Below are 25,350 nucleotides of genomic sequence, written 5' to 3' on the forward strand. Positions count from 1 at the left end.
ATCAATCATTCAGCACTGAAATTTGCCATTTAGTCTATGAGAATAGGTCATATATATATCTTCTTTTTTTAAAAATAATATCATACCTACTTTTGAACCAATAAAAAAATAATGAAAATAAAGACTTTAATATCCTTACTTTTTATGGTTCCGATATTTACAATTTCTGCACAGAATGGTTTGGCTGTAGATTTAAATATCAGCACAGAGCCTGCCGATAAAATTACGTTGAACGAAACTAGATTTGGGATTTCTGTTTTTAAAGATATAAGCGATAAAAACAAGATCACAAATACGCTTCAATACAAGAATACTGAGGCGAAATATGACATAGAGAATTATGATTTTAAAAACAACTATAATCCCTACAATGCAATTAAAAACACATTGATACTTAGTCATCAATTAACCGAAAAAACAACGGTAAATCTAGAAGTGGAACCAACGTTAAATTTTCAAAAAAATATTGGAATATCTGATTTATCAATTTTGGGAGGAATAGAAGTTAGTCGGATGTTTAATAAAAATAGTAGTGTTACTATTGGAGTAAAAAGAACAAGTGCATTAGGTTTACCACAAATAATACCTGTATTTTCATTCTATCACAAAATAAACAGTGACGCAACAATGCTCATTGGTTTTCCAAATACAGCCTTTACTTATTCAAACAATGAGCGAAACACATTTAGCCTTACAAACCAATTTAACGGAGATTTTTACAACCTTGACAACTCAAAATACATAGAGAATAATACAGTTACAAAAGTTAGTTTATCCAAAATCACAACGGCATTGCAGTATGAAAGGAATATGGATAAAAACTGGTTTGTAAATCTCAAAGCTGGGTATGATTTTAACAAAAAATACCAACTATCAAATCATGATGACAATGAAGTCTATGATTTTAATATCGGTAACGGCTACATTTTTAACATTGGTATAAAATACAAACACTAATAAATATAATACATTATGAATAGTTTAAAAAAAGGAATATTATTCGCAACATTAATTACGAGTCTAGCTTTTGTAGGTTGTAGTAATGACAATAACGATAGTGAACTGATGGGGAACTGGGTTAAAAAATCTGCTTTTGATGGCCCGGCAAGATCTAGTGCCGTGAGTTTTGTAATAGGTGCATATGCTTATGTAGCTACTGGATATACAGGAGATGAATACCTAAAAGACCTTTGGGTTTACAATTCGACAGGAGATTATTGGGAACAAAAAGCCAATTTTCCAGGAATTGCAAGAAGCTCGGCATCAGGTTTTGAACTAAACGGAAAAGGGTACATTGGTCTTGGTTATGATGGTACTAATAAATTAAAAGATTTTTACGAATACAACCCTACCAATAATACTTGGGAGCAAAAAACAGATTTTGCAGGATCAGCACGCTATTCGGCAGTAGGGTTCCAAGTTGGAGGAAAAGCGTATTTGGGCACAGGTTATGATGGGAATTACCAAAAAGATTTTTATCAATATAATCAAGAAACGAACGCTTGGATCCAGGTAAACGGATTTAGCGGAAACAAAAGAAGAAATGCAACTGTTTTTATTATAAACAATAAGGCATATTTAGGCACAGGTACAAACAGCGGTTCTTATCAAACTGATTTTTGGGAATTTGATCCCGCAACAGAAGCTTGGACAAAAAAAAGAAATTTGGATGATAGTGAAGATGATCATGATACTTATTCAATAGCACGTTCAAATGCATCTAGTTTTACTATGAATGGATTAGGTTACGTTGCATGTGGAGAGAACTCAAAATCAATTTGGGAATACAACCCAATTACAGATATCTGGAAAGAAAGAACATCTCTTGAAGGAGCCGCAAGAACAGATGCTATAGGTTTTGCTATTAACGATAGAGGTTTTGTTCTATTAGGACGAGCTGGTTCAACTTATTATGATGATGCTTGGGAATTTAAACCCCTTGAAGAACAAAATGATGATGATAATTAACACCTATAAAAAATTCTTCTGGGCAAAAATCCAGAAGAGTTGTTTTTCTTTTTTTCCCAAAGCCATAACTATTGTATTTATAACATTAATTGTGGCTTGTAATAAAAAGGGGAATCTTCATGTTGAATCCATAAAAACTGCTTCTGGTTGGGGATACACAATCGCTAATGATGAGAAAATTATAATCCGACAAACTATAATTCCCGTTATCAGTAATACAAAGAGTTTTGAGACTGAAAAAGATGCTCTTAAAATAGGCAATTTAGTAGTAGAAAAACTCAATGCCAATTTATCTCCCACTGTAACAAAAAAAGATTTAATTTTATTAGATATAAAAATCTAAATGAACCTTGAAATAACCAAAAATACCAGTTCTAATAAAATACTATTTCACAGTGTGATATGGACTTTCTTTATCCTAACCTCATTAATCCAGTTTTATGAAAGCCCATTTCAAATAACTCCGGATTTTTACATACAATGGATTACGGGAATCATATTATTTTATCTGAACTTTTTTTATTTGGTACCTGCTCTTCTTTTACAAAAAAAGTATTGGCTTTATTTTACATTCGTAGTTGCCGTTATTATCACTTTCATGATTATTAGAGCAAGTTATTTCATGCCCGAATTTCAGGTAACCAAAAGAATGATGCCAGCAGACATGATGCCGGCAAGGAGGATACCAACATTTCCCGATGATCGTATATTTTTACATAAAGGATTCAGGATTAAAGCCGTGATGGCCACCCAACCCTTATTTTTTAGAATTGCCCCCTCCTTTTTTTATATTCTGGTTGTTACAATAAGTGCAATTATCAAAACATTATCGGAATTTTACAATAACGAACAAAACAAATTAATTGCGGAAACACACCGAACAACTACCGAATTAATTTATTTAAGAAAACAGACAAATCCGCATTTTTTATTCAACTCATTAAATAGTATTTATTCTCTCGCGCATAAAAAATCCGATTTGGTTCCAGATGCAATCGTAACATTATCCGAGTTAATGCGCTACATGTTATATGAAACCGATAACAAAACAGTTACTCTCGAAAAAGAAATAAATTACATCCAGAACTATATTGAATTACAAAAATTAAGATTGAATAATATCGAGAATATTACGATCAATGTCCACGGAGAACCAAAAAATAAATTTATAGAACCATTATTGTTAATTTCATTTGTCGAAAATGCTTTTAAGTATGGAACAGATTATAAAGGAGCTGCATTTGTAAAAATTAAAATTGCAATCGAAGATAACAGCCTGGACTTTTGGATCGATAACAAAGTCGAAAATCATAAAAAAGATCCTGAAAACTCTGGAATTGGATTAACCAATATTCAAAGCCGACTAAACTTGCTTTATCCAGAAGCACACGAACTTAAGATAACCGAAACCAAACATTTTTATAAAATACATCTAAATTTAAAATTAGATGAAATAAAAACGGCCATCGCTTAAAATTGAGTTAATAATATTATTACATAAAGAAAATATAACACGAAATTAACTATTGAAAATCTAATTTTAACTTGCCTTTAATTATCAGGATATATTTTCGCATCATAAATTCAAACCAAAACCATAACAGATGAAATGTGTTATTATAGATGATGAACCTCTTGCGGTAGAGTTACTTAAAGATTTTGTTAGTAAAGTCGATTCTTTGGAGTTGGTAAATACTTTTAACAATGCAATTGATGCCATTTCAATCATCAATCAAACAAGTATTGATTTAATTTTTCTAGATATTGAAATGCCTCATTTTTCAGGAATTGATTTTTTAAATGCTATCGAAAAAAAACCTCTGGTTATTTTTACAACCGCTTATTCTGATTATGCTGTTGAAGGATTTAATCTTGGGGCGGTTGATTATCTGGTAAAACCAATTCCATTTCATCGTTTTTTAAAATCGGTAGTAAGGGCACAACAATTATTTAATCCACTACATATTCCTGCAAGTGTAAATCCTATCTCGGCTCCCGAAATAAATCAGGATTTTATGTTTGTAAGAGCCGAATATGAAAACATTAAATTAAATTTTTCGGATATTTTATTTATCGAAGGATTAAAAGATTATGTGAAAATTTACACAACCGATAATAAATATACTTTAACCTTAATTAGTCTTATAAAACTTGAGAATTTACTTTCTAATAAAGGCTTTTCTAGAATTCACAGATCGTATATTATTAACATTAAACATGTAAAATCGATTCAGAAAAATAAAGTGCTGATTGGTGATAAAAGAATTCCTATTAGCGAAAGCTATAAAAATACTTTTTTCGAAAAAATAAATTTATAATTATTTTTGTTCATCCTTAAACCAACCCGAATACATTACATAATTATTAGAAATACGTTCGATTTCGCCTGCAAAATCCGATTGATCAATGTCTTTTACTTTTTTAGCCGGAACGCCTGCATAAATGCTTCCCGAAGTTACTACAGTATTTTGGGTAACTACAGCACCTGCAGCAACAATAGCATTGCTTTCGACAACACAATTATCCATAACAATAGCTCCCATACCTATTAATACATTGTCATGAATTGTACAACCGTGCACAATTGCATTATGTCCAATAGAAACGTTATTACCTATAATTGTTGGGTGTTTTTGATACGTACAATGAATAATTGCTCCATCCTGAATGTTTACTTTATTTCCGATTGTAATAAAATTAACATCTCCCCTAATTACAGCATTAAACCAAACGCTACAGGAATCCCCAAAAGAAACATCTCCTACGATTGTTGCATTTTCTGCTACATAACAATCAGCTGGAATATTAGGCTTTTTTCCGTTTACAGATTTTATCAACATGTGTATATTCTTTTAAAAAATGAAATTAAATTAATTTATAGCAGGACAATCACAATCATATCGCTCTCGCTTACAGAATAGATTAAGTCCCAAAGTAATTTGATGATATGCTCCGTTATCAAATTTTACATTACCTGTAACTTGAGAATACGTATAAGCAAACATGAAATTTTTATAATTAACACCTAAAATTGGCGTTATATATTGTAGTTTTTGAGTAGATATACCAGAGCCATCATAATATTGTGCGCCATCAAAACTTCTTCTATATGATAATCCGGCCCATAGACTGCCAAAATCCATATTCTTATAAACCTTCAAGTTAAAATCAATCAACTTCTCTTGAGTTTTATCAAACAATTGGAAAAGTACTGAAGGTTCCCATAATAATTTCCTTTTGTCACCAAAAACATATCCTGCACTCAAAAGATATTTTCTAAGATTATCACTCTCAAATTCTGTATATATTTTTCGTCTTGTTTCAAGGACTCCCTGAACTGTAGCATGTGCATAAAAATTAAGGTAGTTATATGATGCCCCAAAATCTACATTAAAGTAGGAATCCCTTTGAATATCTCCAAAAACAATTGGATCGAATTCCATAAATGCAGTTTCATCCAACTGATTTTGTATCACCCCAGCATTGATACCAAATGAAAGCTGATTTAAATCAATTTCATCTCTCGAAAAAAGTATATGATATGCATATGTAACTTTTATTCCTTTTTGAGAATGATATCCATTTTTATCATTAAAAAGTATAATTCCTGCTCCTGCTCTCTCTCCTATTCTACCATTAAAACTTAAAGTTTGCAATGAAGGTGCATCATCCTGCCCAAACCATTGCTTGCGAGCAGTTAATCTTAACTTTGTGCAATTAGCCGCACCTGCCATCGATGGGTGTATCAAGTAATAATTATCTGATAAATAATCCGAATAAACAGGAACTCCTTCTTGAGAATATGCGTATGAAAATATAAATAATAAAAAAGCTGTAATTTTAATTTTATAATACATTAAAGCGTATTTGTTTAAAATAGGTGTTAAAAAGATATTTAAGCAACATTATACGACAATAATCTGTAAGAAAATTGAAATAATACGTTATTTTTATATTAAAAATCAAATATAACTATTAGTAGAAAATAACTTTAGTAAATTTGTAAAAAATTACTAAATCATGACAAAGCTTACCATAAAAGAAACTCAAAACCCTACTATATTAAAATTTGAATTCCCTGACTTTATAACTAAAAATGAGAGTTATGAGTTTAAAAATATAGATGAAGCCAAAAACTCCCCTCTAGCTCAACAATTATTTTATTTACCATTCGTAAAAACAGTATATATATCGGGTAATTTTATTGCAATCGAAAGATATAGCATTGTCGAATGGGATGATGTAAAAGATGCTGTGGCGGAACAAATCGAAACATTTGTAAACGGAGGCGGAACAATTGTAACTGTAGATGAGAACAAACCAAAAAAACAGCCAATAACTGTTTATGGTGAATCAACTCCAAATCCAGCTGCACTAAAATTTGTTGTTAGCCGAATGTTGACAAAAAATGCAATAGAATATAAAAACATTGATCAAACTGTATCATCTCCATTGGCCAAAGAGTTATTTAAATTCCCTTATGTAAAAGAAATATTTATTGATGAGAATTATATCTCAGTAACTAAATATGAAATTAATGACTGGCAAGAAATCACTCTTGAGCTTAGATCTTTCATAAAACAATATATTGAAAACGGAGGAACTGTTTTAGATGAAAGTCTGATAGAAGTAGCTACTAAAAATGACATTACTAAAGATGAAGCTTTTGATAAACTTGATACAACATCACAACAGATCATAAATATTCTGGAAGAATATGTAAAACCAGCTGTAGCTGCAGATGGTGGAAACATAGCTTTTGACTCTTATAATGACACTGACAAAACGGTGAAAGTAATTTTACAAGGTGCTTGTAGCGGTTGTCCATCTTCTACATTCACTCTTAAAAGTGGAATCGAAAACATGCTAAAAAGTATGCTAAATGATGATAATATCAAAGTAGAAGCTATAAATGCTTAGGCTTTAACAAGGTAAAAAAGCGCTTCTTACGGAGCGCTTTTTTTATGCCTTAAAAGTTAAAACAAAAACATAAAACACTTATTTTCAATAAATTATTACTTAATAAATATCATAATACTTGAAAAAAGATTAATATTGTATTATAAATTAATTAACAAGAACTATTATGGGATTATCAACATTTTTTAAGAATTTATTCGGCACAGCCAAGGAGTCTGCTACAGAAGTAGTAAACCAAGCCGAAAGTACATTAGAACAAGCAAAAGAAGCTGCAGCTCCATATCTTGAAAAAGCTGAATCATTTGCCGGAGAAACTATAGACAAAGTCAAAGAAGCATCTGCTCCCTATCTTGAAAAAGCAGAAACACTTGCTGGAGAAACTATAGATAAGGTGAAAGAAGTTGCAGCACCTATATTAGATAACGCAGGAGATTATGCAAATAAGGCTAAAGACATTGTTAGTGAATATGCTGGAAAAGCATCTGATGCTGTAGAGAAAGCAGCTGGAACCGTTAAAGAAAATACTACTGAAGCTATTGAAGCTGCTGCTGAAAAAGCAAAATCTATTGGAGAGTCTACCGATAAACCATCGGATAAAGCATAAGTAAGACATTAAATTATTCATCAAAAAGTAAATATTTTTTTATCTTTGTAAACTAATTCCAACCTTCTCCTAGAGAAGGTTTTTTTATACTAAAAAAATGAACCTAAATCCTGAACAACTTACTGGCTATGCAAATCAATTCATCCAAGTACTAGTTGATTATTCTCCTAAACTAATATCTGCCTTTCTTATTTTATTTGTTGGGCTTTATTTTATTCGTGTCATTAATAGATTAATAAGACGCTTAATGGTGAAACGAAATTTGGACCCAACATTAACTAGATTTCTTTCTGATATTTTATTATGGGCATTACGAATATTACTATTTGTATCGTTTATTTCGAAATTAGGAATTGAGACATCATCATTTGTAGCTATTTTGGGAGCTATGGGACTTGCAGTAGGTCTTTCTCTACAAGGTTCACTTTCTAATTTTGCAGGAGGTATGCTTATTATTGTCTTTAAACCTTTTAGGGTAGGAGAGACAATTGAAGCACAAGGTATTATTGCAACAGTATCTGAAATACAGATATTTGTAACCAAATTACTTACTGCAAATAACCAAACTGTATTTATACCAAACGGAGCTTTATCTAATGGTACAATTATCAATTATTCGATGCAAGGACAAAGAAGAGCCGACTTAACATTTGCTATTTCTTATGATGCCGACATTAAAAAAGCCAAAGATATCCTTGAGAATATTTTAAAAAATAATCCAAATGTGCTAACAAATCCTGCACCAGAAGTTTTCGTAAAAAACTTAACAACAAGTTCCGTAGAGTTTGCTGTACGTCCTTGGGCTAAAAATGAAAATTACGGAGCAGTCTTTTCTAAAACTTTAGAAGATTGCAAAATAGCTTTGGATGAAGCAGGGATCGCTACTCAGCCTTATACTATTCAAAAATAAAAGTAATTTTATGGCTGCTTTTTAGGAGTTGTAACCATGAAGTCTTTCAAATAATAAGGTTCAAAATAAGCGACATTAACAGTGTCGTTTATTTTGAATTTCTCAAAACTAATACTACCCATCTCTTTTGCAGAAGGGTATTTGATATCTTCGAGAAAAATAAAATTTGATCTCGTTAAAACAGATTTACATTTCTCTGCACAATCACCTATGAAGTAGAGTTTCTCATCATATTCAGCAAAAGAATCCTCAATAATAATCTCTGCTAAAATAGCTCTTTGTTTTTCTAATTTTGAATTAAACACAGCACTATAAACCTCCATTCGTCGAGCATCGAGCATTGGCACTATTAAACCATCTGCAACATTAGCCTGAGCTGCTAAAGTTTGTAATGTATCAATTGCAATCAACGGAATACTCAGGGCAAAACACAGCCCTTTTGCAGCCGAAACCCCAATACGTAATCCTGTATATGAACCTGGTCCTTGACTAACTGCAATTGCAGATAAATCCTGAAAAGAAACACCAGCTTCCTTAACGCATTCTTCAATAAAAACATGTAATCTTTCGGCGTGCGAATATCCCTCTTCGGAGATTTCCTTGCACAAAATAATTTTCCCTCCCTTTGCCAAAGCAACAGAGCAATTTTTTGTAGCCGTTTCAATATTAAGAATGTAAGCCAATTTAATTTTATATTTTATAGAAAAAAAGAAAACAATCTAATTCTATAACAGAATTAGACCATTTGTCTTATGATTATTTTTTTATTTTATCAGATTTAAGAGCAACCTTGTCTCCTGAGTTTAAGTCTTTCGATACCGTTGTGTATGGTCCTGTAATTACTATATCTCCAGGTTTGAGCCCAGACATAACTTCGATATTCGTATCGTCTTGAATTCCTGTTTTTATGATTCTAATTTTAGCTTTATCACCTTCTTTAACAAAAACACATTCGAATTTTTTTTCATTTTTAGGTACTACTTTTTTATCATTTAGATCTTCAACTTTAATTTCTTTTACAGCTGCTGTATCAGATTTTACAACCACCGCACTTATTGGCACTGCTAATACATTATTTTTCGTGTTTGTTATAATATCAACAGTAGCAGTCATTCCTGGTCTAAAAGGAGAATATGATTCTGATTTCCCTTCTACTAAATCCTTATAAGAATCTTTTAAAATTCTAACTTTAACCTTAAAATTAGTTACCTGATCGGATGTTAAAGTACTACTTGCTGAATTAGAAATACTGGTTACAATACCTTTAAATTGCTTTTTTAAATAAGCATCTACCTCTACATTAGCCTCATCCCCAACTTTAATTTTTACAATATCATTTTCGTTTACATCAACTTCAACTTCCATATTGTTTAAATTGGCAACTCTTAAAATCTCTGTACCAGCCATTTGTTGCGTTCCTAAAACACGCTCACCAAGCTCAACATTCAGCACCGAAATTGTCCCATCTGCCGGAGCATAAATCGTAGTACGTCTTAAATTATCCTGAGCTTCTTTTACAGATGCCGTAGCGCTTTGTACTGTATAATATGCATTTTGTCTAGTTGCCTGGGCTACTTCAAAAGACGCAATTGCTTTATCCCAATCAGATTTAGATATAATTCCTTTTTCAAATAACTTTTTATTTCTCTCGTAACTAGCTTTTGCTTCTTTAAAAGAAGCCTCGGATTGACTCAAACCAGCTTTGGTTCCAGACAGGTTAGAAACTGAACGATTGTAGCTTGACGTATATAAATCGGGATTTATTTTTACCAATAAATCTCCTTTTTTAACAACTTGTCCTTCTTTCACATTTAGTGCAATAATCTCTCCTGAAACTTCTGATGAAATTTTCACTTCAATTTCTGGTTGAATTTTTCCTGTTGCAGAAACTGTTTCTACAATAGTTGATGCCATTACTTTTGCAACCTCTACTTCTGTACCTGCATCTTTATTTCCTATTACACCTGCTTTCGAAAATCCTATTAATGCTGCAATGACAAGAACTGCCCCGCCTAGTAAGAAATAAATTGTTTTTTTTGACATAATAATCTAGATTTTAGCAATTGGAATTCCAAAATAGAATTCTAAAATTTTAACTTTAAAAATATAATCATACTTAGTTCTAATTACTTCAGACTGAGCATTAGTAAGTAATGTTTGTGATTGATTAAATTCGAAAGCATTCATTAAACCTACAGCAAATTTTTCTTTAGCATAGTCATAAGCACCTTGTCTGGATTCTAATGCTACAACAGCAGCTTCGTGTGCATTTAATGCTCCTTTAGCATCAGTAAATGCTGTATAAACATTACGCTGCAAATCTAAGTTTTTTTGTTCTAATTCAATCTTCGATTTTTCTAAACTTACTTTTGAACGTTCTACATTATTTCTTGCTGAGAATCCATTAAAAATAGGAACTGATAATTGGAATCCAAATGATTGTCCTTTGTTATCCTTAAACTGATCTAAAATTGGTGCTGCGCTACCTAAAACCGGTGTGAAGTTATTTTGCAAAACATTTTGATTTGTTCCTTGTACAAATCCAATTTGTTTTGTTGGATTATCTGCATCAGGAATCGCTCCTGTCACAATATCTGAATAACTGGCTCTGGTATTAAAATTATAGAAAGCACTCAAAGTTGGCTGATAAGCACCTTTGGCAATAGATACACTTTTCTCTGCAATTTCTAAATTTGTTTTAGCAATTTTCAGATCTGTTCTTTCTTCTTTAGCTTTTTCATAAATGGTAACTGGAGATTGACTTAAAATAGAATTACCGTCATTGATATTTGTATCATCAATAACATCAAAATCTTCAAACTCTTTAAGCTGCAATAATTGTGCTAAACTTAATTTAGAAATCAATAATGTGTTTTCTGCTATAATTACATTTTGTTTACCCGTTGCAACTGTAGCTTTTATATCTAATAAATCCCCTCTTGGTATTGTACCTGCTTTCACTAATTCGTCTGAGCGAATATGTTGTTTTTCACTAATTGCAAGTTGCTCTTGTTGTACCTTTAAATTTTCTTTATTAAAAAGTACTTGTAAAAAGGCATTTGCCACATTAAGTGAAATATCTTCTTGCATCTTTTTTAACTGATACTTTGATGCTACAATAGATAAATTGGCTTTCCTTAATGTATTCTGATTTCTTAAACCTTTATAAATATCAACTCCGACAGATGCTCCAACAGAAGAATATTGTGTAGTTTGATTTTCAAGTAAACCTGTTGTAATATTTTGATTTAAGCCCACGTTCCATGAGTGAGATGCATTTGCATTTACACTTGGTAAATAATTCCCAATCGCTCCCTTTTTATCGATAGCAGCACTTTGGGTATCTAATTCCGATTGTTTGATCGAAATATTATTATCTAAGGCATACTTTACACACTCTTCAAGAGTCCATTTTTTAGTTTGCGCCTGTATTGACGCGCCAAATAATAAGACAAAAACAAGATAAATATATTTATTATTTTTCATAAACTTTGAATCAAAGCATAGCAAAGATACTATACAAATTTAACATTCTTTAAATACTAAAATTTCTTTTTTTTAACGGCTAATTATTTTTTTTCATCTTCCTTTATCAAGCCTTGATTCCAAATTTTTATTTTGTCTGTAGCTTTAATACCGCTTTTTACCTGAACATAAATCCCATCACTAACTCCTAAAACAAGATCTTTTCTTTGGAATTTTTGAGGTGCAGTTTCTACTTCAACGTATGGTTTTTGAGTTTTTTTATCAAATTGAACTAATGATTCTTTTATAGCCAAAGCTTTTTCTGCTTTGTCTAAAATAATTGAAGCATTTGCACTTAAACCAGCTCTAATAAATGTATTGTCTCTATTTTCAAGTGATGCTTTTATTTGAAACTGTATTGCTCCATTTTCCACTACTCCTTTTGGTGCAATATAACGTAAAATTGCATCAAATTTTTTATTTTCTATAGCTCCAACTGTAATTTCAATTGGCATTTTTTCTTTGATTTTTCCAACTTCAGATTCATCAATTTTACCAACAAAAATCATTTTCCCAACATCGGCAACACTTGCAATTGTAGTTCCTTCATTAAAGTTATTACTTTCGATAACCTGATTTCCTACTTTCACAGGAACATCCAATACCATCCCATTTACAGTTGAACGAATTAAAGTATTAGCATAACTTCCTAATCCAGATGTAGTTCCAGTTTTTACAATATCAAAACTTTGTTTTGAAGATAAATAACTTTGTTTTGCTTGTTTATAAGCTAATTGCGCTGCATCAAAATCATTTGCAGAAATAACCCCTTTATCAAACAATGTTTTTTGTCTTTGGTATAATTTTTCCTGATTATCCAAAGCAATTTTAGCCGTTTGAACTTGATTCTGAGTATTGCTTACATTCGAAACATTTGCAACCACTTTAATCTTAGCAATCATATCACCAGCCTTAATAGTCTCCCCTGCTTTAATATAAACAGCCTCGATAATACCTGAAATATTTGGTTTAATAAGTACCTCTTCATCAGGCTGAATATTACCTGTCGCAATTGTATTTTTAACTATCGTTTTTATTTCAGGTTTCTCTGTTTGAAAAACAATTGGTGACTCTTGATTTTTTGCATACAAATAATACAAAGCACCAAAGAAAACTACTGCTATAAAAATTAAAATGGTTATGGTTACTCCTTTTTTCATTTTGTTTTTTGTTTAATCGATTATTTTATTGATTGATAATTTATTCTGCTCGCAAAGCATCTACGGGCTTTACATTTATTGCAGTTTGCGCCGGAATAAATCCTGCCAGCAAACCAGATCCCACTAATATTAATAATGCCACAAAAACGACCCCTAAATCTACGGTTGGATTAGCAAACATGGTATTACTGTCGGCAGGCATCGAAGCCAACACCTTATTAAGTATTGCTATAAGTCCCGTCGCTACAGCTATACCCAGCATCCCGGATATGATTGTTAAAAATATAGACTCCGAAAGTATTTGTCTTCGAATTGCTCCGGGTGTTGCCCCCAATGCCCTACGAATCCCTATTTCTTTGGTTCTCTCTTTTACCACAATAAGCATGATATTCGAGATTCCGATAACACCCGAAATCAAAACCAGTGACCCAACGAAATAAGCAATAAATTTCAAGATTGTGAATAAACTTTGCACTTTACTGAACTCTTCGGACAAATCGAAATTACCAACAGCATTATTATCTTCTGGGTTAATAGAATGCCTAGACTTCATTAAATCTAATATTTTTGGTTTTAGCTCTGTAATCGAAATATTATCATTTGCAGTAATTGCCATCCACCCTACTTTATCTCCATAATTAAATGCTTGTTGAAAAGTAGTAAATGGTACAAATATATTCTTCTGTTCAGCCTCGGCATTTCCATTATTTTGATTTTTAGAGTAATAAACCCCTACAACCATAAAGTTCACCCCATTAACTTTAATATAAGTTCCTATAGGATCTTCTGCTTTTCCATATAAGTCAGTAATAACTCCTTTTCCAATAACTGCAACTTTTCTATTCTGAACAATATCCTGCTGGTTTACAAAACGTCCTTTAATAATATCCATTGGTTGCTGCTTAATAAGCTCTGGATAATCTCCGTAAACAGTAAACGCAGAAGTTTTAGTACCTCGAACAACATTATTTGTACCACTATTAGAGTTCCCTAATTCATTTCGGGGAGATACATACAATAAGTCTGGCAAGGCTTCTTTTAAAGCAATGACATCACTATTTTTAAAATCATAACGTCTCGTTTTTGGCAATCCTTTATATGGTTTTGAAGTAGTTCTTGTCCACATAAACATTGTATTTGTAGCTATACCGTCAAACCCTTTCTTTACTCCATTTTCTAAACCATTACCTGCTGCAAGTAATATTACAAGAATAAATATTCCCCAAAAAACCCCAAATGCCGTAAGCACCGTCCTAAACACATTTGATGTTAAGGCCTCTAAAATCTCGTTCCAATTATCTCTATCAAACATAATTATTCGTCTCTAAGTGCTACAATAGGTTTTATTTTTGCTGCTCTATATGCTGGAAAAAAACCAGCCATTGCTCCCGCAAACACGAGCAAAATCAAGGTAGTTAACGCCACACTAAAATCAACTTGTGGGTTTACAAAATATTCGCTCTGAACCATAGGGCCTACCAATTCCAGCAATAACAAGCTAGCTAATAAGCCTACAAATCCAGCAATTGTAGTAATAAAGATAGACTCGTGTAATATCATTCCAATAATTGAAATAGGTGAAGCTCCGAGCGCTTTTCTAATACCGATTTCTTTCGTTCTTTCTTTAACAATAATTAGCATAATATTACTTACCCCAACAACTCCTGCGATAATTGTACAAATACCTACCCACCAAAAAAACAATCGAATATATAGATTTAAATCATAGAATTTTTTTGCGTTTTCTACTGAATTGTAGACACCAACACCACTATCATCATCAGGTGCTACGATGTTTTTACTTTTTAAAAGTTGCTTTAAATCTTCTGTGAATTTTTGTGATTGAGCTAAAGCTTCATCATAATTCGAAGTTTTCTTTAGCGTAAAAAACAAATTACTGATTTTATCTCCTGCTCCAAAAGCTCTTTGAGTAGTTGTTATAGGCAAATAAGCTCTCGACTCTTCTCTTTCTCCTCCTGGATCTGTAAAAACACCAACAACCTTAAAATTGATATTGTTTATGGCTATTTCTTGCCCCAAGGCTTTCTTATCTTTAAACAATTCCAACTTTAATTTTACTCCAATAGCGGCAACTTTTTCATTATAGGCTATATCCCTGCTATTTATAAACCTTCCTTCAATAATGGTTATATTTTCTACCGCTCCATAATCTGGATAAACACCTCTATATTGATAATTTCCAGATTCTTTTCCATAAGAAATAAGTCCATTCCAATAATTATAAGTCGCCGCTTTTTTATCTAATTTATCTTCAAATTTTTGAACCGACTGCTCATAATCACTGTTTCTAAACTGTATTTGTCTCCCTGGATTTAGCCCTTTGTATTGTTTTGTAGTAGTACCAGACCAAACTTCTATAATTCCATCTGCATCACGTTCGAATTGTTTTTCGATTCCGTTTTGAAGACCTTTACCTGCTCCGAGAAGGATAACCAATATAAAAATCCCCGATGCTACAGAAATACCTGTAAGAAAGGTTCTTAATCTATTTTTGGAAATCGCCTCAAATATTTCCTGCCAACGCTCAATATTAAACATAAGACGACGCTCTAACTTGTTCTACATATTTATCATCGATGATAAGCCCGTCTTTCAAGACTACATTTCTCTTACACATTGCCGCAATATCCGGTTCGTGTGTTACAATCAAAATTGTTTTTCCTTCGTCATTAATTCCCTGAATTAGCTCCATTACTTCATATGATGTTTTTGTATCCAAAGCACCTGTTGGCTCATCCGCCAATAATACTTTTGGATTTGAAGCTAATGCTCTTGCAATTGCAACACGTTGTTTTTGTCCGCCCGAAAGCTCACTTGGTAAATGGTGTGAATGGGAATCCAAACCAACTTTTTTTAAATAAGCCAAGGCAATCTCATAACGCTCTTTTCTTTTTATCCCTTGATAATACAATGGCATTGCAACATTATCCAAAGCAGTTTTATAATTAATCAAATTAAATGACTGGAAAACAAAACCTAAAAACTTATTTCTATATCGAGACGCTATCGTTTCATTCAAATTTTTAATTGGAACATTATCCAAAATATATTCCCCAGAATCGGCTTCATCTAATATTCCTAAAATATTAAGCAATGTTGATTTTCCCGAACCAGATGAACCCATTATAGCAACCAACTCTCCTTCTTTAATATTGAAATTAATTCCTTTCAACACATGTAATTCAGATTTCCCCATTTTGTAGGATTTATGCAAGTCTTTAATTTCAATCATGGTTTGTTAATTTTAAAACAATAATACTTATTCTGTCAAGCAATTTATGATAACGAAACGTTAATAGTTTCAACCTCTCACATCAATAAGACTAAATCTTTATCAAAATGTTACAGTTTAATCTTAAAATATATTTGTTTTCTTAATTTTGCATCTTAAAAAATACACAATGAAGAAATTACTTTCGGTCTTAGCACTCTCACTGACTATTGTTTTTATAACCAGCTGCTCTTCTTCCCAAAAATTGGCAACATTAAAACCTGAACCAGATGATGCCAGTCCGTTAATATATGACAACACACCATCATTTATTAATTTGCCTATTACTGTAAAGCTAAAAGACATTGAAAATCAAACCAACACCTTACTCAATGGTTTAATCTATGAAGACAATAACATTGAAGACGATGATATCGAAATTAAAATATGGAAATTAGCTCCTATAAAAATTGAGAATGACCCAGCTAATCCCGATAAGAAGATAAAAACTATTTTACCTCTTAAAGCGCTTGTAAAATACAGAATCGGTACTAAACAATTAGGCGTAGAATTATACGACATCAGAGAATTTAATTTAAATGGAGTGATTACATTAGTTAGCACAGTAGGATTAACTAACTGGAAATTGAACACTAAAACCGAATTAAAATCATTGGATTGGAATGAGAGCCCAACCATGAGTATTTTTGGAAAGAATATGCCAGTTACTTATCTAATAAATCCGGCAATTTCTATTTTCAAGTCAAAAATAGAAAAAAGTATTGATGATGCAATAGAGAAATCAATGGATTTTAAGCCAAATGTTTTGGCAGCTCTAGAAAAAATATGCACGCCCTTTCAAATGAACGAAGAATATGATAGTTGGCTAAGAATTGTACCTATCGAAATCTATTCAACTGATGCAAAACTTAAAAATGATAGTTTTTTATTAGAAATGGGCATGAAATGCAATATGGAAACAATAATTGGTAAGCAACCAGAATCAAAATTTAGTCCTTCAAAAATAGTATTAAAGCCTGTTACAAAAATACCAAAACAAATCACTGCTAATATTGCAGCAGTTTCAAGCTATAAAGATGCATCCAAAATCATGACTAGAAATTTTGCTGGACAAGAATTTGGAACAGGAAGTAAAAAAATTACGGTTAAGAATGTTGAAATCTGGCATAAAAACGGAAAGATGATTATAGCCTTAGATGTATTAGGAGCCGTAAACGGAACGCTATACTTAAATGGTTTCCCTAAATACAATCAACAAACAAAGGAGCTTTACTTTGATCAATTAGATTATGTCCTTGATACAAAAAGCAAGCTAACCCGAACTGCGAGCTGGCTTATGCAAGGTTTCATATTAAAGAAAATGGAAGAAAGCTGCCGTTACTCAATCCAACCAAACCTAGAAGAAGGCAAACAAAGCATGCTTAATTATCTAAAAAACTACTCCCCTTTACCAGGAGTTTTTGTAAATGGAAAAATAGAGGACATACAATTCCAAAAAGTAGAATTGACAAATCAAGCCATTATTGCTTTTATAAAAGTTAATGGAACTGTGAATGTTTCGGTAAACGGATTAAAATAGAATTAAACTCTAGCTTACTTTCTTCTTTTTTGACTGGTACATTCTATAGATTAAATAACCAATTACAGCAACCAGTAAATATGGAACTACCATAAGGTAAACAATTCCATCATTTACTGCTTGCGCTTGTTTCGTATTTTCATCCCCACCAAGAGCTGCACGACACATTGCGCATTGTGCATTTGCACCCAGAGAAAAGAAAATAAAGAAAAGAAAATAGAGATGTTTTGCCAAAAAAGATTTTCCTGTTCTACTCATTTTATTTTCTTTATTCTTTATTCTATATTCTATTCTATACATAATAAGGGGAAATCATTAAATAAACAATCACTCCAGTAATAGCTACGTATAACCAAAGTGGATATGTAATTCTTGCAATTTTTCTATGCTTGTCAAATGTTTTAGCAATTGCACGAACATAAGTTATTAAAACCAATGGAACAATCGCAATAGATAACAAAATATGGGTTATTAAAATAAAGAAATATACATATCTAATAACTCCTTCTCCCCCAAACTTAGTAGAATCTGATGTCATATGATACGCAATATACATTACTAAGAAAGCTAATGAAAGCGCAATTGCCGTAGTCATCAATCGCTCATGAAGCTTTCGATTTCCTTTTTTAATAGCCATTACAGCAACTATTAAAACCAAAGCTGTAATACCATTTATTGTTGCATAAATAGGCGGTAAGAAAGAAAGCGGCTGAACATTATAACCAAAATCTTTAAGCTTAACTCCAAACAAAATAGCAACTACAACTGGAATTACTATTGAAACTAGTACGATGTACTTATTGTATTTTTTTTCTAATGAATTATCCTCCATCTTATTCTTCTAATAATATATTTATGTCTTGCTGAATGTCTCTAACTCCTTTTTTGTCTAATCCATCATAGTAAAGAATTGGGTTGCCAAAATCATCCTTACGACAACGAATATCTCCATTTTTATCTATCAAAGCAAACAAGCCAGAATGTTCAAAACCTCCACTTACCTTACTATTTGCACCTGCATATAAATTAAATCCTTTATTAGACAAATCAAAAATGGTCTCTCTATCTCCAGTTAGAAAATTCCAGTTGGACGATTTAACACCTAATAATTTAGCATGATCTTTTAAAACCTGTGGTGTGTCATGAGCAGGATCTATTGTTATAGATACAATTCCGAAATTAGGATTTCCAAAAAACTTCTTCTCTATTTCCAACATACTCTGATTCATTTTTGGACAAATCGAAGGACAAGTTGTGAAGAAAAATTCCAAAACATAAACCTTTCCTTTATAAGTTTCATTCGTAATCTTAACATTATCCTGATTCGTTAAATCAAACTTAGGAGCTGGACCAATTTTTATTAATTTCCCATCATCCTTAGCATTTTTAGCGCTAACATTATCTAATCGACTTCCTTTTACAACTGTGTCGTTTTTTACTCTGTCAATGATTTTAGGAATAGCATAAATACCAAAAATTAATATTATAAATGAAATTCCAATATATGATTTGTTTTTAAACATGGTACTAAAAATTAAAGTTCTTTGGTTGCATTATGATTCTTTTTAAGAGCTGCACGATATTCATAAAGAATAATTTTAAAGTCATCAAGCATTTCATTACTTAAATCTGCAGGATGAAAAGTATTATACCCTTCTTTATAGTCGGCTTTATCTTTTCGCCCTCTTAAATTACGCTCTTTATCAACAATAAAAACATTAGGAGTCCCTAAGTCTTTATCCAGTTTTCCAACTAAATGTAATTGATCATAATATGCGCTAATTTCTGCTGGTGATGCAAAAATAAAATGCCATTGTGATACATCAGTAAATGCCGCCAATGCTTCTACAACTTTACGAGTCTCCTCTTCGGTTCCCAATGGACAAATTACAACAAATTGTAAATCCTTGAAATCATGATAACGTTGGTAAATTTTTTCGTTTAGATTAAAATAATTACCACGGTTCTTCAAAATTTCGGTTCCCGAGAAACCTAATATTGTTATTTTATTATCTAAACTAACCTTTTCTCCTTTTAAGGAGTGCCAGTTTCCAAAGTCGGCAATTTTAGGAGTTATAACTGGAAGCTTAGTGAAACTGTTCACACCAGATGCAAAAAAAAGATATGCAACGATTGGCAAAACAAAGAGGATAAAAAGGACTATTTTTTTTTTCATTACAGAAGGGAAAAATTAAAGTACAAAAATAAAAAAAGGTACGCAATGCGTACCCTTTTTTTGAATTAATATGTTGTTAAAAATTCCATTTAATAGTAGAATCTTTAAAAACCCCATAAATATAATGTCCTTCAGTTAAAAGAATAAACAATAAATATAAAACTAGGAAAACAACAGGAGAAACTACAGACCATCTAAGGCTGCTTTTCTCACCTTCCATGTGCATAAATGCCCATACTATATAATAAGCTTTAAATATTGTTAGGATGTAAAATATCCAGTTCAACAAATTTAAACCTACAAAATGATTAAACTCTAATATTCCTGGCTTATAAATACCCAAGATAACCTCTACCGTTGTTACAACTGATAATAGTGCAAAAACAAACCAGATTCTTTTTGTATGTGATACATATTCGTGTGACATAATGATATAAATCTAAAATTAAACTAAGTAGAAAACTGTGAATACAAATACCCAAACTAAATCGACAAAGTGCCAGTATAAACCAACTTTCTCTACCATCTCGTAGCTTTTTCTTTTTTCGTAAGTACCTAACAATACATTAAAGAAAATAATAATATTGATGATAACTCCAGAGAACACGTGAAATCCGTGAAAACCTGTAATAAAGAAGAAGAAATCAGCAAACAATTTACTTCCGTATTCGTTTCTAGTTAGATTAGCACCTTCTACTACGTAGTGCGCTTGACTCAATCTTAATTCAGATTCTTCTCTAGAAAGGATAGTTTTTTGTTTTTCTTTAGTCAAAACTTCTGTTCTTACTAATAATTCAGGATGTGCTTTAAAACCAGCCTGAACTTCGGCTACAGAATATGTAGGCAATGTTTCTGCATCGCTCATAAACCATTTCCCTTTATCTCTTGTCAAAGCTTCTCTTCCGTCTGGCAATTTCACAGCAAAATCAGCAAGAGCAACACGTTTACCGTCTTTATCCACAAACTGAAGTAAACTACCTCCTTTTGTTTCAACAGCACCGTATTCTCCTTTGATGAAGTTTTTCCACTCCCAAGCTTGTGATCCAACGAAAATCAAACCTCCAATAATAGTTAAGAACATGTATATTGCAACTTTGCTCTTTTTCAATTGATGACCCGCATCAACAGCCAAAACCATTGTTACAGATGAAAAAATCAAAATAAATGTCATTAAGGCGACATAATACATAGGGGCCGAAACGCCATGCATAAAAGGGAAGTGAGTAAACACTTCATCAGCCAATGGCCAAGTTTCGATAAATTTAAATCTAGAAAAACCATAAGCTGCTAGAAATCCAGAGAACGTTAAGGCATCCGATACGATAAAAAACCACATCATCATTTTACCATAACTTGCTCCTAATGGCTCATTGCCGCCTCCCCAAGTTTTTTCTTCATTATTTGCAGTAGTAACTGTCGCTTCCATAAAAGATATTCGTTAAAAAGTTCCCAAATTTACGTTTTTTTCTTATTTAAAGAAATATAAAAATAAAAATAAATAAACCCACAAGAAATCGAGAAAGTGCCAGTACATTGCACCTAGTTCTATTCCAAGAGTTTGAGTCGAATTGTATTTTTGTTTAAAATGATTATAAATTATAATTAAAAGAGAAATTACGCCTCCAGCTAAATGAAACAGGTGTGTAACCGTCACTACATATAAAAAAGTAGTGGTTATTGAACTCCCTTCTCCAGTAAAATAAAACCCATCTGCAACGATTTGTCCAAAACCTACGAATTGTAAAATCACAAATAAAATCCCTAGTGCTAAAGTAGTCAAAAGAAAACTAGTTGTTGCTTTTCTATTATCTTTTTGAATAGCTTTTTTAGCTAAATAAAAAGTAACACTACATCCCATAATCACCAAAGTACTATAATAAAATGCCGAAGGCAGCTGAAAGTCCTTCAACCAATCGGTTCTTGACTTACTCACTACAAAAGCACTCGTAAGCCCGGCAAACATCATGGTCATACTAACCATTGCGAACAATAAAATCAATTTAGATGACTTAGCACTCCTGGCTTTATTTTCATCTGCTGTCATTGTCATTTCCATAACTATCTTAAAAATTTATCAAATATATAAATCAACTGCAACAAGGTAATATAAGAAACACTTACCAACATTAATGTTCGTGCAGCTTTGGCAGTTCTTAATTTATACAAACGAACTGCATAAAACAACATCCAAAGACCCAATAAGAACACTAGAGCTGCTGCTATTGGCGTAATATACAATTTACCTGTGTAACCTAATGCCGGTAAAAGCGAAGCTACAGTAAGCCATATTGTGTACAAAATAATTTGTAACGCAGTTCCTTTATCTTTTTTCCCTGTTGGCAACATAAAAAAACCTGCTTTTTCATAATCCTCATACAAGAACCATCCAATTGCCCAGAAATGTGGGAATTGCCAAAAAAACTGAATTAAAAACAATGTCCCTGCCTCAATACCAAAATCTCCTGTTGCAGCAACCCATCCCAACATAAATGGAATAGCTCCAGGAAAAGCACCTACAAAAACCGACAATGACGTCACTGTTTTTAAAGGCGTATAAACACTTGTATATAAGAATATAGAAATCGCACCAAACATTGCTGTTTTTGGATTGATTGTATAAAGTAAAGCTAATCCAATAATTGTAAGCAGACATGCTACAATTAAAGCCACTCTGGGTGACATACGACCTGAAGGCACCGGACGATTCTTTGTCCTGTCCATTAAAGCATCAAGGTCTTTCTCAATAACTTGGTTAAAAGCATTTGAAGCTCCTACCATACAATATCCTCCGATTGCCAAAACCAAAAGTACTGACCATTGAAACGGGTGTTCACTATCAAAACCAAGCAAATAACCGGCTATTGACGAGAACAAAACACTTACAGCGAGTCCTGCTTTTGTGATTTCTTTGAAATCATTAAAAATAGATTTAAGCGAAAGTGTATTTTGTGTTGCGTTCAATGCGTTATTATTTTTGTTTTTCTAAAACTGGTGCAAATGTACAAATTAGATTGCAGAATTCAGGATGCTAAAATTACATTTTTTCAAATGAAACCACCAAACACCCCTCAAAATCACCATAAAATGGAATCATCTGCAAAAAATCTTACTAAATATTCTAATAATCAAAATACCAATTAAAGACATCTGCTCTCAATCCTAAAGTAAACCATGTTGTACTTTGTTTAAAAGTAGTCGGTGTATTTTTAGTCGGATCAAAATTTCTATAAACTAAACTTCCGAAAAATTTTAAATTCGTAGCTGGATTAACCAAATATCCTGCTTGAAGGTCTGTAATAAAAACTGAGGTCTTATTCCCCTGCCCTACTTTTACTTCACTATCATAAGGCCTGTTAGCATCATAGCTTTTATAAATATTTGAGCCATAATTAAATGAATCTTCCGCAGTGTCAAAGTCCAAACCTCTGGTTCCCATTGTAATTTTTGCATCAGCAAAATATCTTCCTTTATGATAACGGGCAATTGCGATAAATTCTCTAAAATTCCCTCCCCATTGATGCCCCATACTTTGATTATTAGAACCATAATTTGTAATGGCAGCACTATGAGAATACACATAAGGACGTACATGATTATATTCCAATTGCATTAATAAATTAGGCACATGAAAAGCATTATAATATTTCGCACCTAACTGATAACCAAATTTATTTTTCCAACTATTATCTCCTTTTTTAACTTCTCCAAACGAGAATTCATCCAAAAGAAACTGACCATATAAATTAATCTGGTTATTCCATTTGTACTTACCAGTTAGCCCCAATAAAGCATTACCACTTCTGGAAGAAGAAGTAAACTCTACTGATCTGTAAAATATAATTGGATTAACAAATGCCATATCAAAACCTCTATTATTACTATCTGTCCACACTACCGATTCAAAGAAACCTAAATTCAATCGATTCGAAACATTCCAACTCAAATAATGATTTGCCATAAATTTACTGGCATATGTCTTATCAACCGTTACATCTGGCCTAACATCTTTGAGCCACATATAAGTATTGGTATATTTAATTTTCCAAAAAGTAGTATTTATTTTAAAATACGGATATGGGCTCGCCCCATCACTCTCTAATAAAGACCTGTATCCATCTCCTATAAAGTTTCTTCCGTATCCTAATTGAAGATTAAAAAATTTACTTGGTGTATATGTTAAATTTGCTTCTGCAGAAGGAAAATCATAGGAATTTGTTTTAAAATCCTTTGCAATTCCAATACCCGGAATTATTGCCGGATTCCCTCCAGACGGCTTTATAGATTCGGCATAATTATTATAATAATCTGCAAATCTTCCCTGGCTTTCAAAAACGGTTGCTGTAAAATTAAGCTCTTTACCCAATCCCCCTCTAAAATTTAGAGCACGAGTATTTACATAAGTATAAGAAACATCGCTTTTTGTATCTTTCCCTACTTGCAAGTCCATAATAGCATTTAATGTAAACCAATAATCTTCGCCTTCGATTTCGACCAAACTCTCGTTCCAAAGCTTGCGCCCCCACCAACTCGAAACATTCTTTTTAAGCGATTCATTTACTGCTTTAAGATTATAATATTTCGAAACCTCTGCATATGTATATGGTTTTGAAGCTGTATGATTATTAGTACCCACTCTATTTAATGCTCCATCAAATTGCGCATAATAACTATGAGAAAAAGGAATATTCAAATGACTTTCAAACTCAGGATTTGTGTACTTTTTATAAACTATACTATCTAACTCTGTCAAGGGCTTTTTATCTGGTTGTATAATTTTAGACGCCGCTATTGCTTCTTCAGAAATCTGATTAGCGGTTTTTAACGGTATATTAATTACGATAGTATATTTAGAATAAGTTGGTTTCCCATCATATGTAGAAGGCTTAACTTTGGGAAACAATGCAAAAACACGCTTGGTCTCTTGTACTAATTCATCATTATTAGCATTAACATAAATAACTTTGAACGCTCCGTTTCCATCAACTTCAAAAAGCACTTTTACATCTCCTCTATAATTATTTTGCTTAAGATTTGATGGGATTTTAAAATTTTGATATATAAAATTCTGCGTTTCATTATAAAAACAACTCTCCAATGCCTTTGTTTTTAAATTTTCACAATTTGGAAAAATTGGAAATTCTTCAGAAGTAAAACCTGGTTGAATTGTTAATTTATTTGTTTCCTGAGAAACTGCAAGCAATGAGTAAAATGTTATAAGAAAAGTTAAGAAACCCTTATTCATAATGGTTTTGGTT

Annotated in this window: 28 protein-coding genes; 10 read left to right on the forward strand and 18 right to left on the reverse strand. The window is 32.1% G+C overall.

Annotation, left to right across the window (positions count from 1 at the left end; all coding sequences use genetic code 11):
- The first annotated feature begins 111 nt into the window (after positions 1-111).
- From OIU83_RS12630 to OIU83_RS12650, 5 genes are all read left to right on the forward strand, one after another.
- Positions 112-957 carry a DUF6268 family outer membrane beta-barrel protein gene (locus OIU83_RS12630; RefSeq protein WP_264206614.1) on the forward strand — a complete coding sequence of 282 codons (846 nt, stop codon included), beginning with the start codon at positions 112-114 and terminating at the stop codon, positions 955-957.
- A gap of 15 nt (positions 958-972) precedes the next feature.
- Complete coding sequence (locus OIU83_RS12635; RefSeq protein WP_264206615.1) at positions 973-1,968, forward strand: Kelch repeat-containing protein; 996 nt, start codon at positions 973-975, stop codon at positions 1,966-1,968.
- Positions 1,952-2,311 (forward strand): DUF4907 domain-containing protein, encoded by a 360-nt coding sequence (locus OIU83_RS12640; RefSeq protein WP_264206616.1) that lies wholly within the window; start codon positions 1,952-1,954, stop codon positions 2,309-2,311. Before OIU83_RS12635 ends, OIU83_RS12640 begins: the two co-directional genes overlap by 17 nt.
- A complete protein-coding gene (locus OIU83_RS12645) occupies positions 2,312-3,442 on the forward strand; it encodes a sensor histidine kinase (protein WP_264206617.1) in 1,131 nt (376 codons plus the stop codon). It abuts the gene before it with no gap.
- A 130-nt stretch (positions 3,443-3,572) separates the two neighbouring features.
- Positions 3,573-4,286, forward strand: coding sequence for a LytR/AlgR family response regulator transcription factor (locus tag OIU83_RS12650; protein ID WP_264206618.1), 714 nt, complete (start codon positions 3,573-3,575; stop codon positions 4,284-4,286).
- On the opposite strand, the gene OIU83_RS12655 is transcribed toward OIU83_RS12650, so the two are convergent.
- Both OIU83_RS12655 and OIU83_RS12660 read right to left on the reverse strand, forming a co-directional pair.
- Complete coding sequence (locus OIU83_RS12655; RefSeq protein ID WP_264206619.1) at positions 4,287-4,808, reverse strand: gamma carbonic anhydrase family protein; 522 nt, start codon at positions 4,806-4,808, stop codon at positions 4,287-4,289.
- 30 nt (positions 4,809-4,838) lie between these two features.
- On the reverse strand, positions 4,839-5,825 hold the full coding sequence (locus OIU83_RS12660) for a PorP/SprF family type IX secretion system membrane protein (RefSeq protein WP_264206620.1): 987 nt from the start codon (positions 5,823-5,825) through the stop codon (positions 4,839-4,841).
- Between the two features lie 163 nt (positions 5,826-5,988).
- On the opposite strand from OIU83_RS12660, the gene OIU83_RS12665 reads away from it, so the two are divergent.
- The 3 genes from OIU83_RS12665 to OIU83_RS12675 all read left to right on the forward strand — a co-directional run bounded on the left by OIU83_RS12665 (position 5,989) and on the right by OIU83_RS12675 (position 8,402).
- Entirely contained in the window at positions 5,989-6,888 is a 900-nt protein-coding gene (locus OIU83_RS12665; RefSeq protein WP_264206621.1) for a NifU family protein, read from the forward strand.
- A 166-nt stretch (positions 6,889-7,054) separates the two neighbouring features.
- Entirely contained in the window at positions 7,055-7,492 is a 438-nt protein-coding gene (locus tag OIU83_RS12670) for an apolipoprotein A1/A4/E family protein (protein ID WP_264206622.1), read from the forward strand.
- A 97-nt stretch (positions 7,493-7,589) separates the two neighbouring features.
- Complete coding sequence (locus OIU83_RS12675; protein ID WP_264206623.1) at positions 7,590-8,402, forward strand: mechanosensitive ion channel family protein; 813 nt, start codon at positions 7,590-7,592, stop codon at positions 8,400-8,402.
- Positions 8,403-8,410: 8 nt separating this feature from the next.
- Here OIU83_RS12675 and tsaB read toward each other — a convergent pair whose 3' ends face one another.
- The 7 genes from tsaB to OIU83_RS12710 all read right to left on the reverse strand — a co-directional run bounded on the left by tsaB (position 8,411) and on the right by OIU83_RS12710 (position 16,340).
- A complete protein-coding gene (gene tsaB, locus OIU83_RS12680; RefSeq protein ID WP_264206624.1) occupies positions 8,411-9,085 on the reverse strand; it encodes a tRNA (adenosine(37)-N6)-threonylcarbamoyltransferase complex dimerization subunit type 1 TsaB in 675 nt (224 codons plus the stop codon).
- A gap of 73 nt (positions 9,086-9,158) precedes the next feature.
- Complete coding sequence (locus tag OIU83_RS12685) at positions 9,159-10,445, reverse strand: efflux RND transporter periplasmic adaptor subunit (RefSeq protein ID WP_264206625.1); 1,287 nt, start codon at positions 10,443-10,445, stop codon at positions 9,159-9,161.
- Between the two features lie 6 nt (positions 10,446-10,451).
- Entirely contained in the window at positions 10,452-11,888 is a 1,437-nt protein-coding gene (locus OIU83_RS12690) for a TolC family protein (protein ID WP_264206626.1), read from the reverse strand.
- Between the two features lie 83 nt (positions 11,889-11,971).
- On the reverse strand, positions 11,972-13,087 hold the full coding sequence (locus OIU83_RS12695) for an efflux RND transporter periplasmic adaptor subunit (RefSeq protein ID WP_264206627.1): 1,116 nt from the start codon (positions 13,085-13,087) through the stop codon (positions 11,972-11,974).
- 40 nt (positions 13,088-13,127) lie between these two features.
- Positions 13,128-14,399 carry an ABC transporter permease gene (locus tag OIU83_RS12700; protein ID WP_264206628.1) on the reverse strand — a complete coding sequence of 424 codons (1,272 nt, stop codon included), beginning with the start codon at positions 14,397-14,399 and terminating at the stop codon, positions 13,128-13,130.
- Between the two features lie 2 nt (positions 14,400-14,401).
- A complete protein-coding gene (locus OIU83_RS12705; RefSeq protein ID WP_264206629.1) occupies positions 14,402-15,646 on the reverse strand; it encodes an ABC transporter permease in 1,245 nt (414 codons plus the stop codon).
- Positions 15,639-16,340: an ABC transporter ATP-binding protein gene (locus OIU83_RS12710; protein ID WP_264206630.1), complete on the reverse strand. Its 702-nt coding sequence runs from the start codon at positions 16,338-16,340 to the stop codon at positions 15,639-15,641. Before OIU83_RS12710 ends, OIU83_RS12705 begins: the two co-directional genes overlap by 8 nt.
- A gap of 169 nt (positions 16,341-16,509) precedes the next feature.
- Here OIU83_RS12710 and OIU83_RS12715 point away from each other — a divergent pair, with 169 nt between their 5' ends.
- Positions 16,510-17,919 carry a DUF4403 family protein gene (locus OIU83_RS12715; RefSeq protein ID WP_264206631.1) on the forward strand — a complete coding sequence of 470 codons (1,410 nt, stop codon included), beginning with the start codon at positions 16,510-16,512 and terminating at the stop codon, positions 17,917-17,919.
- Between the two features lie 9 nt (positions 17,920-17,928).
- Here OIU83_RS12715 and OIU83_RS12720 read toward each other — a convergent pair whose 3' ends face one another.
- The 8 genes from OIU83_RS12720 to cyoE form a co-directional block, all read right to left on the reverse strand.
- Positions 17,929-18,219: a hypothetical protein gene (locus tag OIU83_RS12720; protein WP_264206632.1), complete on the reverse strand. Its 291-nt coding sequence runs from the start codon at positions 18,217-18,219 to the stop codon at positions 17,929-17,931.
- Positions 18,212-18,751 (reverse strand): DUF420 domain-containing protein, encoded by a 540-nt coding sequence (locus tag OIU83_RS12725; protein WP_264206633.1) that lies wholly within the window; start codon positions 18,749-18,751, stop codon positions 18,212-18,214. Before OIU83_RS12725 ends, OIU83_RS12720 begins: the two co-directional genes overlap by 8 nt.
- 1 nt (position 18,752) lies before the next feature.
- Entirely contained in the window at positions 18,753-19,442 is a 690-nt protein-coding gene (locus tag OIU83_RS12730; protein WP_264206634.1) for an SCO family protein, read from the reverse strand.
- Positions 19,443-19,453: 11 nt separating this feature from the next.
- Positions 19,454-20,095: a hypothetical protein gene (locus OIU83_RS12735; protein ID WP_264206635.1), complete on the reverse strand. Its 642-nt coding sequence runs from the start codon at positions 20,093-20,095 to the stop codon at positions 19,454-19,456.
- 76 nt (positions 20,096-20,171) lie between these two features.
- On the reverse strand, positions 20,172-20,522 hold the full coding sequence (locus OIU83_RS12740) for a cytochrome C oxidase subunit IV family protein (protein WP_264206636.1): 351 nt from the start codon (positions 20,520-20,522) through the stop codon (positions 20,172-20,174).
- Between the two features lie 18 nt (positions 20,523-20,540).
- Complete coding sequence (locus tag OIU83_RS12745; protein WP_264206637.1) at positions 20,541-21,521, reverse strand: cytochrome c oxidase subunit 3; 981 nt, start codon at positions 21,519-21,521, stop codon at positions 20,541-20,543.
- A 42-nt stretch (positions 21,522-21,563) separates the two neighbouring features.
- Positions 21,564-22,151 carry a cytochrome c oxidase subunit 3 gene (locus OIU83_RS12750; protein WP_264206638.1) on the reverse strand — a complete coding sequence of 196 codons (588 nt, stop codon included), beginning with the start codon at positions 22,149-22,151 and terminating at the stop codon, positions 21,564-21,566.
- A 2-nt stretch (positions 22,152-22,153) separates the two neighbouring features.
- The gene (cyoE, locus tag OIU83_RS12755) at positions 22,154-23,056 is read right to left on the reverse strand and encodes a heme o synthase (RefSeq protein ID WP_264206639.1); all 903 of its coding nucleotides are present in this window, start codon (positions 23,054-23,056) and stop codon (positions 22,154-22,156) included.
- A 36-nt stretch (positions 23,057-23,092) separates the two neighbouring features.
- On the opposite strand from cyoE, the gene OIU83_RS12760 reads away from it, so the two are divergent.
- Entirely contained in the window at positions 23,093-23,236 is a 144-nt protein-coding gene (locus tag OIU83_RS12760) for a hypothetical protein (protein WP_264206640.1), read from the forward strand.
- Here the strand turns inward: OIU83_RS12760 and OIU83_RS12765 are convergent.
- The gene (locus tag OIU83_RS12765; RefSeq protein WP_264206654.1) at positions 23,214-25,337 is read right to left on the reverse strand and encodes a gliding motility protein RemB; all 2,124 of its coding nucleotides are present in this window, start codon (positions 25,335-25,337) and stop codon (positions 23,214-23,216) included. The two genes, OIU83_RS12760 and OIU83_RS12765, sit on opposite strands and share 23 nt — an antisense overlap.
- Positions 25,338-25,350 lie beyond the last annotated feature (13 nt).

Source organism: Flavobacterium shii, assembly GCF_025847235.1.
GTDB lineage: Bacteria > Bacteroidota > Bacteroidia > Flavobacteriales > Flavobacteriaceae > Flavobacterium > Flavobacterium shii.

Bases quoted from the DNA above. Each gene is read 5' to 3' on its own strand.
- OIU83_RS12640 (WP_264206616.1), top strand. From the start codon at position 1,952: ATGATGATGATAATTAACACCTATAAAAAATTCTTCTGGGCAAAAATC.
- OIU83_RS12645 (WP_264206617.1), top strand. From the start codon at position 2,312: ATGAACCTTGAAATAACCAAAAATACCAGTTCTAATAAAATACTATTT.
- OIU83_RS12705 (WP_264206629.1), bottom strand. From the start codon at position 15,646: ATGTTTAATATTGAGCGTTGGCAGGAAATATTTGAGGCGATTTCCAAA.
- OIU83_RS12670 (WP_264206622.1), top strand. From the start codon at position 7,055: ATGGGATTATCAACATTTTTTAAGAATTTATTCGGCACAGCCAAGGAG.
- OIU83_RS12630 (WP_264206614.1), top strand. From the start codon at position 112: ATGAAAATAAAGACTTTAATATCCTTACTTTTTATGGTTCCGATATTT.
- OIU83_RS12650 (WP_264206618.1), top strand. From the start codon at position 3,573: ATGAAATGTGTTATTATAGATGATGAACCTCTTGCGGTAGAGTTACTT.
- OIU83_RS12760 (WP_264206640.1), top strand. From the start codon at position 23,093: ATGTACAAATTAGATTGCAGAATTCAGGATGCTAAAATTACATTTTTT.
- OIU83_RS12690 (WP_264206626.1), bottom strand. From the start codon at position 11,888: ATGAAAAATAATAAATATATTTATCTTGTTTTTGTCTTATTATTTGGC.
- OIU83_RS12730 (WP_264206634.1), bottom strand. From the start codon at position 19,442: ATGTTTAAAAACAAATCATATATTGGAATTTCATTTATAATATTAATT.
- OIU83_RS12660 (WP_264206620.1), bottom strand. From the start codon at position 5,825: ATGTATTATAAAATTAAAATTACAGCTTTTTTATTATTTATATTTTCA.
- OIU83_RS12715 (WP_264206631.1), top strand. From the start codon at position 16,510: ATGAAGAAATTACTTTCGGTCTTAGCACTCTCACTGACTATTGTTTTT.
- OIU83_RS12635 (WP_264206615.1), top strand. From the start codon at position 973: ATGAATAGTTTAAAAAAAGGAATATTATTCGCAACATTAATTACGAGT.
- OIU83_RS12750 (WP_264206638.1), bottom strand. From the start codon at position 22,151: ATGGAAATGACAATGACAGCAGATGAAAATAAAGCCAGGAGTGCTAAG.
- OIU83_RS12675 (WP_264206623.1), top strand. From the start codon at position 7,590: ATGAACCTAAATCCTGAACAACTTACTGGCTATGCAAATCAATTCATC.
- OIU83_RS12720 (WP_264206632.1), bottom strand. From the start codon at position 18,219: ATGTATAGAATAGAATATAGAATAAAGAATAAAGAAAATAAAATGAGT.
- OIU83_RS12740 (WP_264206636.1), bottom strand. From the start codon at position 20,522: ATGTCACACGAATATGTATCACATACAAAAAGAATCTGGTTTGTTTTT.
- OIU83_RS12685 (WP_264206625.1), bottom strand. From the start codon at position 10,445: ATGTCAAAAAAAACAATTTATTTCTTACTAGGCGGGGCAGTTCTTGTC.
- OIU83_RS12695 (WP_264206627.1), bottom strand. From the start codon at position 13,087: ATGAAAAAAGGAGTAACCATAACCATTTTAATTTTTATAGCAGTAGTT.
- OIU83_RS12725 (WP_264206633.1), bottom strand. From the start codon at position 18,751: ATGGAGGATAATTCATTAGAAAAAAAATACAATAAGTACATCGTACTA.
- OIU83_RS12655 (WP_264206619.1), bottom strand. From the start codon at position 4,808: ATGTTGATAAAATCTGTAAACGGAAAAAAGCCTAATATTCCAGCTGAT.
- OIU83_RS12735 (WP_264206635.1), bottom strand. From the start codon at position 20,095: ATGAAAAAAAAAATAGTCCTTTTTATCCTCTTTGTTTTGCCAATCGTT.
- OIU83_RS12665 (WP_264206621.1), top strand. From the start codon at position 5,989: ATGACAAAGCTTACCATAAAAGAAACTCAAAACCCTACTATATTAAAA.
- OIU83_RS12710 (WP_264206630.1), bottom strand. From the start codon at position 16,340: ATGATTGAAATTAAAGACTTGCATAAATCCTACAAAATGGGGAAATCT.
- OIU83_RS12765 (WP_264206654.1), bottom strand. From the start codon at position 25,337: ATGAATAAGGGTTTCTTAACTTTTCTTATAACATTTTACTCATTGCTT.
- OIU83_RS12745 (WP_264206637.1), bottom strand. From the start codon at position 21,521: ATGGAAGCGACAGTTACTACTGCAAATAATGAAGAAAAAACTTGGGGA.
- OIU83_RS12700 (WP_264206628.1), bottom strand. From the start codon at position 14,399: ATGTTTGATAGAGATAATTGGAACGAGATTTTAGAGGCCTTAACATCA.